Annotated in this window: 11 protein-coding genes; 7 read left to right on the forward strand and 4 right to left on the reverse strand. The window is 59.1% G+C overall.

Annotated features, from left to right (window positions below):
• Nucleotides 1–498: 498 nt before the first annotated feature.
• The 4 genes from CJ255_RS18215 to CJ255_RS18230 form a co-directional block, all read right to left on the reverse strand.
• Entirely contained in the window at nt 499–864 is a 366-nt protein-coding gene (locus tag CJ255_RS18215) for a DUF1622 domain-containing protein (protein WP_097645521.1), read from the reverse strand.
• A gap of 138 nt (nt 865–1002) precedes the next feature.
• Nucleotides 1003–2559 (reverse strand): serine/threonine-protein kinase, encoded by a 1557-nt coding sequence (locus CJ255_RS18220; RefSeq protein ID WP_097645522.1) that lies wholly within the window; start codon nt 2557–2559, stop codon nt 1003–1005.
• 158 nt (nt 2560–2717) lie between these two features.
• Entirely contained in the window at nt 2718–3968 is a 1251-nt protein-coding gene (locus CJ255_RS18225; protein ID WP_245863564.1) for an amino acid ABC transporter substrate-binding protein, read from the reverse strand.
• A gap of 16 nt (nt 3969–3984) precedes the next feature.
• A complete protein-coding gene (locus CJ255_RS18230; RefSeq protein ID WP_245863566.1) occupies nt 3985–5286 on the reverse strand; it encodes an amino acid ABC transporter substrate-binding protein in 1302 nt (433 codons plus the stop codon).
• A gap of 160 nt (nt 5287–5446) precedes the next feature.
• On the opposite strand from CJ255_RS18230, the gene CJ255_RS18235 reads away from it, so the two are divergent.
• The 7 genes from CJ255_RS18235 to CJ255_RS18265 all read left to right on the forward strand — a co-directional run bounded on the left by CJ255_RS18235 (nt 5447) and on the right by CJ255_RS18265 (nt 13753).
• On the forward strand, nt 5447–6718 hold the full coding sequence (locus CJ255_RS18235; protein WP_165774792.1) for an MFS transporter: 1272 nt from the start codon (nt 5447–5449) through the stop codon (nt 6716–6718).
• Nucleotides 6719–7163: 445 nt separating this feature from the next.
• Nucleotides 7164–8747, forward strand: coding sequence for an acyl-CoA carboxylase subunit beta (locus tag CJ255_RS18240; protein WP_097645524.1), 1584 nt, complete (start codon nt 7164–7166; stop codon nt 8745–8747).
• Nucleotides 8748–8762: 15 nt separating this feature from the next.
• The gene (locus CJ255_RS18245) at nt 8763–9143 is read left to right on the forward strand and encodes an OadG family protein (protein ID WP_097645525.1); all 381 of its coding nucleotides are present in this window, start codon (nt 8763–8765) and stop codon (nt 9141–9143) included.
• A gap of 204 nt (nt 9144–9347) precedes the next feature.
• Nucleotides 9348–9746 (forward strand): biotin/lipoyl-containing protein, encoded by a 399-nt coding sequence (locus CJ255_RS18250; RefSeq protein ID WP_097645526.1) that lies wholly within the window; start codon nt 9348–9350, stop codon nt 9744–9746.
• Entirely contained in the window at nt 9746–10915 is a 1170-nt protein-coding gene (locus tag CJ255_RS18255) for a sodium ion-translocating decarboxylase subunit beta (RefSeq protein ID WP_097645527.1), read from the forward strand. Before CJ255_RS18250 ends, CJ255_RS18255 begins: the two co-directional genes overlap by 1 nt.
• A 165-nt stretch (nt 10916–11080) precedes the next feature.
• The gene (locus CJ255_RS18260) at nt 11081–12955 is read left to right on the forward strand and encodes a DUF294 nucleotidyltransferase-like domain-containing protein (RefSeq protein WP_097645528.1); all 1875 of its coding nucleotides are present in this window, start codon (nt 11081–11083) and stop codon (nt 12953–12955) included.
• Between the two features lie 66 nt (nt 12956–13021).
• Nucleotides 13022–13753: a 3'-5' exonuclease gene (locus CJ255_RS18265; RefSeq protein WP_097645529.1), complete on the forward strand. Its 732-nt coding sequence runs from the start codon at nt 13022–13024 to the stop codon at nt 13751–13753.
• Nucleotides 13754–14321 lie beyond the last annotated feature (568 nt).

Genomic DNA, 14321 nt, shown 5'->3' on the forward strand with positions numbered 1-14321 from the left:
ATGAGCCGTTGGTACCTCAGACCTGCCAGGTGTGCGCCGTTGGGTCTGTGGGGCTACGCATGGTGGCTGCACGGCGCACACCTCGCAGGTCGTTTGTCTGCGTTCCATGAGAAAACTCTTGACACCGCATCCAAAGCTTCCCAAAAACTCTATACCTGAAAGCAACGCCCCCCCCCGTCGCATACCAATGGCACCATCGTGCCATCGCTTCGGGAGGGCGCAAGGCCGACATGCGGGCGTAGCAGCGGCCTGTAGTTTGTGGTGGTGCCATGATATCCGCTGTGGGGCCGCTGCTACGCCCCTACGAGGTTCGTGGGCGGCCACGTCATCGCACCATCGCTTCAGGAGGGCGCAAGGCCAACATGAGGGCCCCGGCCCCACAGCGGCCTATGTGCCATGATCCGCGCTGTGGGGCCGCTGCTACGCCCCTATGGGGTTCGTGGGCGGCCACGTCATGGCTCTCATCCCCGTATTCGACGATTCATGGTATTCCCCACCTCAATTCGGCGGATGCTGCCACGGCCAGCGATGCTCGATCTCTAGGGTCAATGACCAACTTAGAAAGGTGCGGATGAGTACGAGTAACCCTAGAAAGATGATGCTGTTGAGGCTGGTTTCGAGGGCTACTGTACGTACCACATCGGCAGCAACCAGCATTTCCAAGCCGAGCAGCAAGCCGCGTCCAAGTTGTACCTTGTAGGCATGGTAGCTCGCTAACATTGGTTGGCGTGTCACGTAGCTACGGATAAAGTTGAAGGTGCTGAGTAGTGCCGCTACAACGATGATAATGACAGCGAGTAGCTCAAGGCCAACCGCTGCAACCTCGATCCATTCAAGGAGGTTGTGGATGATTTCATTTGGCATGACAACTCTCGGTGGGGTTTAAGTGTGAACAGAATGTTTGCCCCTGAAGTCACAGATATGGTGCTTGCCGTGCCACAAACCTCTCTGTGTTCTCTGCGCCTCTGTGGTGAATATCTCTGCATCCCGACCTTTCGGCGCTCACTCTGGTACGAGCAGCCCTGCCTCAACCGTGCCCTGGTAACTGGCCATGCGCCCGTCGGTACCGATCAATTGCGGTGGTTCTGTAAAGATCAGGCTCCCGTCAATGAGTTGGGGGTTGCAGGTACATTCTGCCCTGGCAAAGCGGATGAAGGCGTTTAGAAAGGCACGATCAATGGTCGCTTGATCACTACCGTCGGTTACATCAATTTTAATGGTATAGCTGAAGGTACGCTCAACCATGTTCTGCACAGGGGGCGGGCTGCTGCCAGGGAGGAGTTCGGGGCGAACGAAGAAGATGCCGGCCAGCGCAAGGCCAACGATGAGCACGAGGCTGATCACGCAGCCGCACCAACTGCGCCGCCGTTGAGTTGGTTGCTGGGCTGCGGGTTGTGCTGTAGGTGCGGTTGGTGGCGCGGGCGCTGCGGCGGGCGCAGGGGGCGCTGCGGCAGGCGCAGGGGGCGCTGCGGCAGGCGTGGGGGCAGGGACGGGCGTGGCGGGCGCAGGGGGCGCTGCGGCAGGCGTGGGCGCTGCGGCAGGGGCAGGGGGGGGTGCAGGGGCAGGGGCGGGCGCGGGGGCAGGGGCAGCAGGCGCGGGCGCGGGCGGCGGAGCAGCCTGCGCCGCAACCTGGGCTGGGGATGCAGCCGCAGGTATTGCAGTGGTTGCAGGCGCGGCGCGGCGCACTTGGGGCGCAGGGGTTGGCATAGGGCGTAAGGCGGCCCGCATTTCGGTGATACTCTGGAAGCGATCCTCTTGGCGCATCTCCAGCGCACGCGCAATTGCCGCCTCGGTGCGCTGTGAAATGCCGGGCACAAGGGTTGTCAAGCGGGGAAAATTGAAGGGCGCTTGCTCCTGTGGATCACGTCCGCTCAACAGGTGGTGCAGCGTTGCGCCCAGGGCGTAGACATCCGATTGCTTCGTGGCCAGCCCTTGGTACTGTTCGGGCGGTGCATAGCCCGGTGTGCCAATCTGTGTCCCACGCACATTGACCTGAAATGCCTTGGCAATCCCAAAATCAATCAGCTTGAGTAGCCCCGATGTGTGCTCACGCATCACATTGGCAGGCTTCATATCGCGGTAGATCAACCCGCGTCCGTGCATATACTCTAGCACCGCACACAACTCATCGGCCCACGCCAAGACCCGAGCTTCCGGCTGCGGCCCCTCACGTTCAACAATATCCTCCAGGTCTTCACCATGGATAAAATCCATCACCAGATAGTGCCGACCCTCATCGTTAAACGATGCGTAGATACGCGGAATCTGAGGGTACGTCAGTTTGCGCAACATCTCTGCCTCGGCCTGGAAACGGTTCACCGCCTCAGCGCGTTCCTTCGGATCGCTGAAGTTGTCGAGCATCTCCTTGATCGCGTAGATCTGCCCAGCCTCATCGCGCCCCCGATAGACCGCCCCTTGCCCCCCGGCCTTGATCACCTGCGTGAGGAAGTATTGCGGCCCCGCATTATTGAGAATCACATCATGGCCACAATGCTGGCAAAAGCGCGCTCGGGCCGCATTGGCTTGATGACAGGCTGGACAGAGGATGGCTTGTGTCATAGACAGGGAAGGTGCTAAAGATAATTGGTATTACTAAGGGTATGGTTCGTAGCCACGTTAGTGTTTGCGAGGACGCGAGGAGGCGAGGACGCGAAGCTGCGCATCCTCGCCTCACGCATCCTCACGTTCTGAAACCTTCACCAGCAAGCATACATGCGCTACCTAAAGGGCGGCGAGGCAAGCACACCGCCTTGACCGAGATTCCAGGCTCTGTTGGGGCCGCGATCAAGCGCAAAGGGCGTGCTTGGCCCCAAGTTGCGGTCGTAGATGTCGCCGTAGTTGCCCACTTGGCTGATGACTTGGAAGGCAAAGTCGTTGCTGAGCCCTAAGCGTTGCCCAAAGTCACCTTCTAGCCCCAGCAGGCGGCGGATGCGCGGATCGTTGCTGCTCTGGGCCAATTGGTTGACATTGTTCTGGTCTACGCGCAACTCTTCGGCGTACATTGTGGCAAAGACTACCCAGCTTACCACGTCGCGCCACTGGTCGTCATTCTCAATGAAGGCCGGGCCGAGTGGCTCACGCGAGATGCGCTCACCGAGTACGATGTGATCCTCTGGGTTGGCCATGGTCTCACGCTTCGAGGCGAGTTGCGAGCTATCGCTCGTGACCGCGTCGCATGCGCCTTCGTCGTAGGCCGGGTAGAGTTGTCCCTCTTCGGTGAAGGGAATGGCCTCGAAGCTGATGCCCCGCGCGGCAAAGTCGTCGTTGAGGTTCTGCTCACTGGTGGTACCCGCCGAAACGCAGATGCGTCTGCCCACAAGGTCGTCGGAGTTGGCGATGCCTGCGTTGGCCCGTACCATGAAGGTCTGCCCATCGTGGAAGGTGGTAGGCCCAAAGGCAAGCCCGTCCAGATCACGCCCCAGCGTCCAGGTCGTATTGCGGAAGAGTACATCCACGCGGCCCTCGCGCACCGCTGCAAAGCGCTCATTTGGCCCCGCAGTGGTCAGGCCAACAAAATCTACCGCATTGGCATCACTAAAGATGGCCGCCGCCATAGCCCGACAGAAGTCTACATCAAATCCGCTCCAACGGTTGCGAACATTGTCGTAGAACCCAAAGCCGGGCAGATCGGCGTTGGTACCACAGATCAGATAGCCTCGCCCTTGCACCTGGGCAAGCAGCCCTGGCCCCACCTGCACTGGCGCGGCATCTGGTGTGGTTGGAGTCTCTGACGCATCATTGCTCGCAGGCTGCTCCGCAACGGGGGTTGGTTCAGCACCGGGGGGGGCTTCTCCCTGCGCTACGGCAGCCTCCCCCGGCGCCGGGGTTGCGGTCACAATCAGCACAGCCGGCTGATCATTGCCGGGCAGCAGTTCGGCACAACCGTTCAGCAGCAAGGCAAGTGCGAGCAAGCTGCTCATCGCAACCAGACGGAGGATGCGGTCGAGAGGGAATGGTAGCTGTTTCAAGAATTGCTCCTCTTCTCTACCTAAAGGGCGGCGAGGCAAGCACACCGCCTTGACCAAGGTTCCAGGCTTTGTTGGGGCCACGTTCGAGCGCAAAGGGGGTGCGCGGCCCCAAATTGCGGTCGTAGATGTCGCCGTAGTTGCCCACCTGACTAATGATTTGCAAGGCAAAGTCGTTGTTGAGCCCTAATGCTTGGCCAAAGTCGCCTTCGCGCCCAAGCAGCCGCAGGATGCGCTGGTCGTCACTACTCTGCGCCAATTGGTTGACGTTGTTCTGGTCTACGCGCAACTCTTCAGCGTACATGGTCGCAAACACAACCCAACTCACCACATCACGCCACTGGTCGTCGTTTTCGATGAAGACGGGGCCAAGGGGCTCACGCGAGATGCGCTCATCGAGGACAACATGATCATCCGGGTTGGTCAAGGTCTCACGCTGCGACGCAAGCTGCGAGCTATCGCTCGTGACCGCATCACATTCACCTTCGTCGTAGGCCGGATAGAGCTCCCTATCACTATTAAAGAGCACGGCCTCAAAGTCAATCCCACGGGCCGCAAAATCTTCATTGAGCGTCTGTTCACTCGTGGTACCTGCTGCGACACAGATACGCCTGCCCGCAAGATCGTTGGAGTTGCTAACGCCCGCGTCGCGGCGCACCATGAAGGATTGCCCATCGTGGAACGTCGTAGGCCCAAAGGCCAGTTGATCCACGTCGCGGCCCAGAGTCCATGAGGTATTGCGGAAGAGCACATCCACCCGGCCTTGACGCACGGCCCCAAAGCGCTCATACTCGCCCGCGGTCGTGAGGCCAACAAAATCAACCTTACTGGCATCACCAAAGATTGCCGCCGCCAGCGCACGGCAGAAGTCCACATCAAAACCAAACCAATCGTTCCGCACATTGTCGTAGAAACCAAAGCCGGGCAGATTGGCATTGGTACCACAGATCAGATAGCCGCGATCCTGCACGCGAGCGAGCAACCCTGGGCCAGTTTGCGCGGGAGCCGCGTCTGGTGCAGTGGGGGTCTCAGTTTCATCATCACTGGGCGCGGGCGTTTCGTTTGCATCATCATCACTGGGCGCGGGCGTTTCGTTTGCATCATCATCACTGGGCGCAGGCGGAACAGGGGTTGGCTCTTGCACTGGCGCGGCAGCCGCCCCAGGTTCGGGGGTTGCGGTCACAATCAGGATCGCAGGCTGATCATTACTATCATTATTGGGCAGCAGATCACCGCAGCCGCTTAAGAGCAGCGCGAGCAACATCAGGCTACTCAGGGTCACAAGGCGTTGGACAAGGCTAGATGTTGGCGTCGGGTTCAAGGGTAAGCTCCTCATGTTCATCAGGGTAAGGGTAAGCTTCTCTTCATAATACGTTAGGTTGCACGCGCATGTTACAGCAAAGTGGGCGTTTTGTGAATCAGGCGGGCCTAAAGGGAAAGCTTCCCTTGCACACCCCCCTCATTTTAGCTACCCTACACCCGTGAATTCAACACAAAACCATGAACTATCACCAAACGATGAGCTTGGGGAGGTAGTCTTTAGTGGGATACCCTTCCTCGGGTTGCAGGCGGCCAATGCGGCCTCATTGTTTGGTAGCATTGTTGCAGGCAGTGCCCTGCCCTTCATTGTCCTTGAGTTGAGTGGCAGTCCCGCAGCTATGGGGATTACCGCAATTGTTGGTATGATCCCTTTGCTGTTTGGAATGGTCTTTGCAGGTACGATTGTAGATCGTTTAGGTTACCGCAGGGCGAGTGTGCTGGCCGATCTGGGCAATGCGCTCACCCTTGCAGCGATGCCGTTACTCTACCTGACCTTCAATGCACCGCTGCTCTTTCTACTCATTCTGATCTTTATCTCATCGCTCATGGCGCTACCGGGCGCTACGGCCCGCGAAGCCCTCTTGCCCCCGGTGGCCTACCGCGCTCAATTGCCGCTTGAACGCGCCAATGCCGTAGCCGAAATGATCCAGGGGCTCGTCTTTATGGCTGGGCCGGTGGCTGCCGGATTGGTGGTTGCCAATCTCGGCCCAAGTAGCGCCCTCTGGCTCAATGCCGCCGCATTCATGCTTTCGGCCCTGGTGATCTTAGCGACACAGCCTGACAGGTTGGGGCGCAGGCCGCAACAACTCGACTTCTTCCAGGAGTGGATGGAAGGGGTGCGCTTTCTGCGCCAAGATCGCGTGATCTGGCTGCTGGTGCTGCTCTCGGCACTGATTATTCTGCTGGGCACCCCCTTGGTTGATCTGGTCTCACCAATGTACACCCAAGGACTCCAAGCCCTCACCGATGAACCCTTTGATCTGACCAGTTTCTTAGGCATGCAGGCCGCTGGCACGGTGTTTGGCGCCATGCTCTATGGTTTCCTGGCCACACGGATGAAGCAACGCAGGCTGCTCGGTGACGGCCTGATTGCCGCTGGGATCACCTACTTTGCCTTTGCCAACCTGCCCCCCTTGCCCGTCCTGCTGGTCAATGCCTTCTTCATTGGGATGGTGCTGGGCCTGATGAACCCCCTCCTGACCACTGCGATTCAGCAGCGCACCCCCCCCGCACTACGTGGCCGCATCTTTGCGATTGTGGTCGGCTTTTCACTGATCGCCGCACCAATGGGGCTGCTGGTGGGCAATCTGGTACTCAACCAGATCGGCGTGCAACCTGCGCTATTCGCTATCGCCATCTGCTTCTTTGTGGTCGCTGGCGGTGTGCTGAAATTGCGGCTGCGTGGAGCGACGGAGGTGTTGGAGGAAGGATGAGAGAGGAAGGAGGAAGGAGGAAGGAGCAAGGAGGAAGGAGGAAGCGGGATGTTTGGCCTCCGTGGGCAGACATCGTAGTGCCGACTTTAGTCGGCTGAGTTCTTTGGCAGCGATGGGAAGCCGACTAAAGTCGGCACTACCTAATACCAATTACCATTCTTCTAAAACTCCTCTCGCAAAACTGCTAAAAATAGGTTATACTCCCCCCATCCCCAACTCACCCTGATTGTATGCCCTGTCCCCCTGTTCCTCTGTTCTCCCGTTCTCTGTTCCCCTGTTCTCCCGTCCCCCTGTTCCTCTGTTCTCCCGTTCTCTGTTCCCCTGTTCTCCCGTCCCCCTGTCCCCCCGTCCCCCTGTTCCTCTGTTCCCCTGTTCTCCCGTTCCCCTGTTCCCCTGTTCTCTGTTCTCTGTTCTCCCTCCTCCCTATGAAAGGCAGTTGCAGACCATGACCACTCGTGAAACAGATGATCAGCAGCAGCCTAAGACGACCCGCGAGAAGATCGCGCAGTTGCGCCGGGCGCGTTTGCATTTGCAGCGCGGCGGCGGACGTGAACGGATTACCCGTCAGCATGAGAGTGGCAAGCTCACAGCGCGTGAGCGTATTGACTTGTTGATTGAGAAGGAGACCTTTCAGGAGCTCTTTCTCTTTGCGCGCCATCGTGCAACCGCCTTCGGTATGGCTGGGAAGGATCTTCCTGGTGAAGGGGTAGTGACTGGCTGTGGTACCGTTGCTGGGCGTCAGGTTTTTGTTGCTGCTCAGGATTTTACCGTTGCTGGTGGTTCGGTGGGTGAGACCCAAGCGGACAAGATTTGTCAGACGATGGATTTGGCCCTGAAGTGCGGTGCGCCCTTTGTGACGTTTAATGACAGTGGGGGGGCGCGCATTCAGGAGGGTATTGATGCGCTGAGTGGCTACGGGCGTATCTTCTACCGCAATGTGCTGCTTTCGGGCGTGGTGCCCCAGATTGCGATCATTGCTGGCCCCTGTGCCGGTGGGGCGGCCTATTCGCCCGCGCTCATGGATTTTATCATTATGGTGCGCGGCACGAGCGAGATGTTCATCACCGGCCCCGAAGTCCTCAAGCAGGTAACCGGCGAAGTGGTCACCTCGACTGAACTGGGCGGCCCCGATGCCCAGATGAGTAGCGGTGTGGCCCACTTTGTTGCCGAGAGCGATGCCGATGCGGTGCATATCTGTCAGCAACTCCTGAACTTTTTGCCCGCCAATAACCTCGAAGACCCACCTGAGCAGGGCGATGGGGCGATCCATTTCTACGACGATCCGGCGCTCAATAGCGCCATTCCCGATGATCCGCGTGCGCCTTATGATGTTAAGCCGATCATTGAGCGCCTGGTGGATAATGGCGAACTGCTTGAGATCCATAAGACCTTTGCGCCCAATGCGATCATTGGCTTGGCCCGCATCAATGGCAGTACCGTCGGCGTTGTGGCCAATCAGCCCGCGGTGATGGCTGGCGTCCTCAATATTGATGCCTCCGATAAGATTGCTGGCTTTGTGCGCTTCTGCAACGCCTTCAATATCCCCCTGTTGACCCTGATTGATGTGCCGGGGTTCTTGCCAGGGGTGGATCAGGAGCGCGGGGGTATTATTCGCCATGGCGCGAAGATGCTCTTTGCCTATGGGGCCAGTACGGTGCCCAAGGTTTCGCTCATTCTGCGGAAAGCCTATGGCGGTGCCTATCTGGCGATGTGCGGCAAAGATCTGGGGGCCGACCGTGTGGCTGCATGGCCTACCTGTGAGATTGCCGTCATGGGCCCCGAAGGTGCGGTGAGTATCGTCTTCCGCGATGAGATCAAGAAGGCGAGCAATCCCGCTGAAGCCCGCGCTGAATTTGCCAGCCGCTACCGCGCCGAATTTGCCTCGCCCTATACCGGGGCGGGCCGTAACCTGATTGACGACATTATTGAACCGAGTGAGACCCGTCGCTACCTCAGCCTCGCCTTTGCCTCGCTGCGTACCAAGCGCGAACTGCGCCCCCAGAAGAAGCATGGCCTTGTGCCAATGTAGTGTGAGGAGGTTCCGATGGATCTGACAGTTGACCCCGTGTTGATTGGTTTGCAGATTACCATCACTGGGGTCATTGTGGTCTTCTCTGCCCTAGCGATGGTGGCCCTCACCCTGGTGGCGTTGGGGCAACTCAACCGCTTCCAAGGCAAGAGCAAGAGCAAAGCGGCGAGTGAACTGGCTACTACCAAAGTAGCCTCCGCCTTGCCCAAACCGGCTGCCGCGCTGCCCGATGGCCAGATCACGCCTGAACTGATTGCGTTGATCAGTGCCGCCGCCGCAGAAGCGTTGGGCCGCCCGGTGCGCGTCACCAGGGTGGAGTATGATCGCCGCCCCGGTGCCGATGCATGGGGCCGTCATGGCCGGATTACAATCATGGATTCGCGCCGCCGCCGCTAAGTGTATGTTCTCTCTCTGCTTTCGTGTTGGCGGCTTTGCCGCCAACACGAAAGCAGAGCAGAGTTGTGAGCGCGAGAAAGCTTGAAGTTAACGAGATGCAACGCGGTGGCTCGGTGGCTGAGCTTGTCGAAGCCACCGAGCCGCCCCAACCCCCAGCGGGGGTAACCTAGTTACAAACCACCTCTATCAAGGAGCAAAACGACCGTGAAACGTTTGCGTATTACTGTCAATGGAGTGAGCTACGACGTCGAGGTGGAGGTATTGGAGGATGATGGCGAGGAGTTGCGGAGTGCGCCGCCTCCCCCGGCTGCGGTGCGTAGCGCCGCGCCTACCGCTGCCGCGCCTACGGTGGCCACACCCGCCGCCGCCGCGCCCGCCGCCGCTGCGGGGGCCAATGCGCTCCCTTCGCCACTCGCTGGCATCGTGGCCGACGTCAAAGTCAAAGTGGGTGATAGCGTCCAAATCAACGATACGGTACTCGTGATCGAGGCGATGAAGATGAATACCAATGTCAGTTCGCCAGTGGCCGGTACGATCCGCGCCGTCCATGTGAAGGCTGGTGATACTGTACGACAGGGCCAGGCCCTGCTGGAGTTCAACTGATGCAGTGGCTGATCGATTTTTTCGCAGCTAGCGGCTTTGCCCACTTGTCGTTGGGCAATCTGCTCATGATGGCCATCGGTGCCTTCTTCATCTATCTCGCCATTACCCGCAACTTTGAACCCCTCCTGCTCGTACCGATTGGCTTCGGTATGATCCTGGGTAACATGCCCTTTGCTCCCGGCCTTGGCCAGGGGGTCTATGATGAAGGCAGTGTACTCCAGTATATCTACGCTGGGGTCAAGTATGGCGTCTTTCCACCGCTGATCTTCTTGGGGATCGGCGCAATGACCGACTTCTCAACCTTGATCGCCCAGCCGCGCCTGATTCTGCTTGGTGCAGCAGCACAGGTGGGCATCTTTCTCACCCTGATTGCGGCGATCTTCTTTGGTTCGCGCTTCCCCGTCCTCGAACTTGGTGATCCGAATGATCCGATGAGCTTGCTGCGTTCAGCAGCTTCAATTGGGATCATTGGCGGGGCTGATGGCCCCACTGCGATCTTTATCTCTTCGCAACTCGCCCCTGAACTGCTTGGTGCGGTCGCGGTTTCGGCCTATGCCTATATGGCCCTCGTGCCGGTGATCCAACCGCCGATTATGCGCCTGCTCACCACCCGTGAAGAACGTCTGATCCGTATGGCCGCTCCACCCGAAGTGAGCCGCGCCCAGCGCATCCTCTTCCCCATCATTGGCCTGATCGTCTGTGTCATGATCGTCCCCGATACGTTGCCGCTGCTCGGCATGCTCTTCTTTGGCAATCTGCTGAAAGAGAGCATGGTGACCGAACGACTCGCGAAGACCGCCCGCGAGTCGCTGATTGATGCAGTAACCATTATGCTTGGCCTGACCGTTGGGGCGAGTACCCAAGCGAGTACCTTCCTGACCCCCCGCTCGCTCCTGATCTTTGCGCTGGGGATGGTGGCATTTGCCATCTCAACCGCGAGTGGCATCCTCTTTGCAAAGTTCTTCAACCTCTTCACTCGTGATAAAATAAACCCATTGATTGGTGCGGCGGGCGTCTCGGCAGTGCCTATGGCAGCCCGTGTGGCCCACAATGTCGCCCAAGAGGAGGATCCCCAGAACTTCCTGATCTGGCAAGCGATGTGCCCCAACGTCGCTGGTGTGATTGGCTCGGCTGTCTCTGCTGGCGTCCTGCTCGTCATTTTACGGTAAGGGATGGGGGCGACGTAGTCACGTTACAGCTTACAAGGACGCGAGGACGCGAGGACGCGAGGACGCGAAGCCTTCGCCGCTTCGCCTCACGCATCCTCGCAAGATGCTCAAGCAACCTTCGACTTTTCTGAAACCATCCCTCTACTAGAAATCAACGAAAGTCTTATGGACGAGATTGTCACCTTCCTGCGGATCTACCCGCCCTTCGACAAATTACCCGTGGCTGCCGCTGAACTTGCTGCTTCCCAGGCTCAGATTGAGTATTTTGCAACTGGAAGTACCATTCTCAATGCTGGCGGGCCGCCCGCTCAGTTTCTCTACCTGATTCGTAAGGGTAGCGTGGATCTCGTGCATATCCAGGATGGTGAGCCAACCGTCGTTGATACACTAAACCCTGGTGAGGGCTTTGGGCATCGTTCGCTCATTCGCAATGCGCCGCCAGTGGTGGCTGTGCATGCCCAGACGGAGGTCTTGGCCTACCTCGTTCCAGCCAATGTTTTCCATCGCTTGTGCAATGAGTATCAGGATTTTGCGAACTACTTTTCGGCCTCATCGTTTGATCGCCTGATCTCGGCAGCCCAGCAGCGTCAGGGCAGTACGGCACCCTACCTCTTCCAGACACGGGTGCGCGATCTGATCCGCCGCCCACCGATCACGATTCGCCCCGATGCAACCGTGCGCCAAGCGGCTCAAGTCATGCGCGATGAGAATGTTAGTTGTCTCATTGTTGATCTGCCGCCGTATGGCTTTCAAGATGCCAATTCGGGAATCATTACCGACCGCGATCTGCGTAATCGTGTCCTCGCTAATGGGCTGCCCGATAATACGCCCTTGCGTGAAGTGATGACCGCCCCGGCCACTTCAATGCCCGCCGATAGCCTCGCCTTCGAGGCGCTCTTACTGATGCTCGAACGGCGCATCCACCACCTGCCTTTGATTGACAATGGCCAGGTGATTGGGATGGTAACCAATACCGATATTCTGCGCCGCCAGAGTAGTAGTCCGCTCTTTTTGCCCCGTCAGTTGGAACGTGCCCGTGGACTTGATGACCTGCGCACCTATGGCGATCAGGTCTATGATGCGGTCACCGGCTTGCTTGACGCCGGGGCGCGCGTCTCTGATGTGGGGCGTGTGGTGGCGGTTGCCCACGATGCGTTGCTGCAACGCATCATCCGTGATGCGGAAGAGGAGTTGGGCACCCCGCCCGCGCCCTATGCGTGGCTCGTGCTTGGCAGCGAAGGGCGCTATGAGCAGACCCTGCGCACCGATCAAGACAACGCCATGATCTACGCCGACGAGCATCCGCCCGATGCTCCAGAGTATTTTGCCAAACTTGCCGACATTGTGGTCGAACGTCTGGTACAATGTGGCTTCCCACGTTGTACGGGTGATATTCTGGCCACGAACCCGCGCTGGCGTCAGCCAGTCTCGCAGTGGCAAGCCATCTTTGGGCGCTGGATTGATGTCCCTGACGAAGAATCGCTGCTACGAGCGGGCATCTTCTTCGACTACCGCCAGGTTCATGGCAAGCTCAGAGCCGAAGCGGTCTTGCGCCCGGTGATCCAGCGGGCACGCGGCAACACGATCTTTCTGGCCCGCATGGCGCGGGCGGCCCTACGCACCCCTGCGCCCCTGACCTTTTTCCGCAGTGTTGCCCTGGAACGGCGCGGCGACCAGAAGGATCTGCTCGACCTCAAACAGCGTGGGACTGCCATCATCGTTGATCTCGCCCGCATCTATGGGCTTGAAGCGGGACGCTCCGAGACCAGTACGGTTTCGCGGTTACGCTCGGCGTGGCGCGAGGCCAGCATCAGCGAAGTAGACGCCGAACGGCTGATCAATGCCTTCGAGTTGATCAGCCTCGTCCGCCTACGGAGCCAACGTGACCAGATTGCTAATGGTGAAGAACCGAGTAACCTTGTAGTCTTCCCCCAACTGAGCCCCCTTGATCAGCGTGGACTCAAGGAGGCGTTCCAAGCGATTGCTCGCGCCCAACGAGGCATCGCAATGATGTTTCAGACAGATCGGCTTATTGGCTAAGGGATCAGCGATCCCACACAATCGGATGCGAGGGGCACCGCCGCTCCGCATCACCCCAAAGGCGTTATGAAATTCAGCACGCTCGGTAGGTTAGGCGTAGCACCGTGGCTACCCTGGGGGCGCAAACATGAACTGCCCGATTTTCTTCGCGCCTATGAGTCTGGCCCATGGCCCGATCCGCAGAAGCCTTGGCGGGAAGCCCGCTATGTTGTGCTTGATGTTGAAACAAGCGGGCTCAATGAGCGCCGCGATTCGCTCTTGGCGATTGGCCTCGTCGAGATCGAAGATGGTCGCATTCGTCTGGATCGCACCTGGCACACGATGATCCGCCCCCCAGAGGGGCTCTTGGTCGCAGCCGATTCGATCCGTATTCATGGGCTTATGCGTAACGAACTGGCCACGGCACCCACCTTTGAGGAGGTGCTACCGGCCCTGATCGAACGGCTGGCCCAACGGGTCTTGATTGTCCATGTCTCGCGCATTGATGTCGGCTTCCTCAACCGCGCTTTGAAGCAGCACTATGGCTCGAAGCTACACGGCCCCATCCTCGACACCGCCCGCATTGCGGTTACGATGCACCAGCGTGCCCAGATGTTGGGCGCAGTGAGCCACGACATGCCCATGCCCGCAATTCAGTTGCGCGGCCTCGCCAGCAGCTTTGGCCTGCCGGTCTATGGGCAGCACGACGCCCTCAACGACGCCCTCACCACCGCCCAAGTCTTCCTCGCCCAAGCCACCCGCTTGGCCCAACAGGGCAAACATACCCTCAAGGCGCTCTTGCGGAGCGGTGGGGTCTGATCTCATTTACGATTGTAGATTGTAGATTGTAGATTGCCGAACATGGCGTTCCAATGGGCTTTCGCGTTCTTGATCATGCGGCATGTTCAAGGGTCATTGGTGTACGGGGTTTTTGACGCGCTCCAATGGACCAAGAGCAGCGCACCTGACCTGGCAGGTGGGGCGCGTGCCGCCGCTCGTGGTACCCAAAAAGCCTTCCGCGCCGCACCTGCTAGGTCTCATGGGCCATTGGCATCTCAGGGGCTGTCTGAAAAGTCTATGAACTGGCGTTGGAGTGCCGGCGTTAGCCGGCGTTGGAGTGCCGGCGTTAGCCGACGTTGGAGTGCCGGCGTTAGCCGACGTTGGAGTGCCGGCGTTAGCCGGCGTTGGAGTGCCGGCGTTAGCCGGCGTTGGAGTGCCGGCGTTAGCCAGCGTTGGAGTGCCGACGTTAGCCGGCGTTGGAGTGCCGGCGTTAGCCGGCGTTGGAGTGCCGACGTTAGCCGGCGTTGGAGTGCCGGCGTTAGCCGGCGTTGGAGTGCCGGCGTTAGCCGGCGTTGGAGTGCCGGCGTTAGCCGGCGTTGGAGTGCCG

The sequence above is a fragment of the Candidatus Viridilinea mediisalina genome, assembly GCF_002532535.1.
Taxonomy (GTDB): domain Bacteria; phylum Chloroflexota; class Chloroflexia; order Chloroflexales; family Chloroflexaceae; genus Viridilinea; species Viridilinea mediisalina.

Excerpts from the sequence above, each read along its gene's own strand:
- CJ255_RS18215 (WP_097645521.1), bottom strand. The coding sequence starts at position 864 with ATGCCAAATGAAATCATCCACAACCTCCTTGAATGGATCGAGGTTGCA.
- CJ255_RS18260 (WP_097645528.1), top strand. The coding sequence starts at position 11,081 with ATGGACGAGATTGTCACCTTCCTGCGGATCTACCCGCCCTTCGACAAA.
- CJ255_RS18240 (WP_097645524.1), top strand. The coding sequence starts at position 7,164 with ATGACCACTCGTGAAACAGATGATCAGCAGCAGCCTAAGACGACCCGC.
- CJ255_RS18265 (WP_097645529.1), top strand. The coding sequence starts at position 13,022 with ATGAAATTCAGCACGCTCGGTAGGTTAGGCGTAGCACCGTGGCTACCC.
- CJ255_RS18220 (WP_097645522.1), bottom strand. The coding sequence starts at position 2,559 with ATGACACAAGCCATCCTCTGTCCAGCCTGTCATCAAGCCAATGCGGCC.
- CJ255_RS18245 (WP_097645525.1), top strand. The coding sequence starts at position 8,763 with ATGGATCTGACAGTTGACCCCGTGTTGATTGGTTTGCAGATTACCATC.
- CJ255_RS18255 (WP_097645527.1), top strand. The coding sequence starts at position 9,746 with ATGCAGTGGCTGATCGATTTTTTCGCAGCTAGCGGCTTTGCCCACTTG.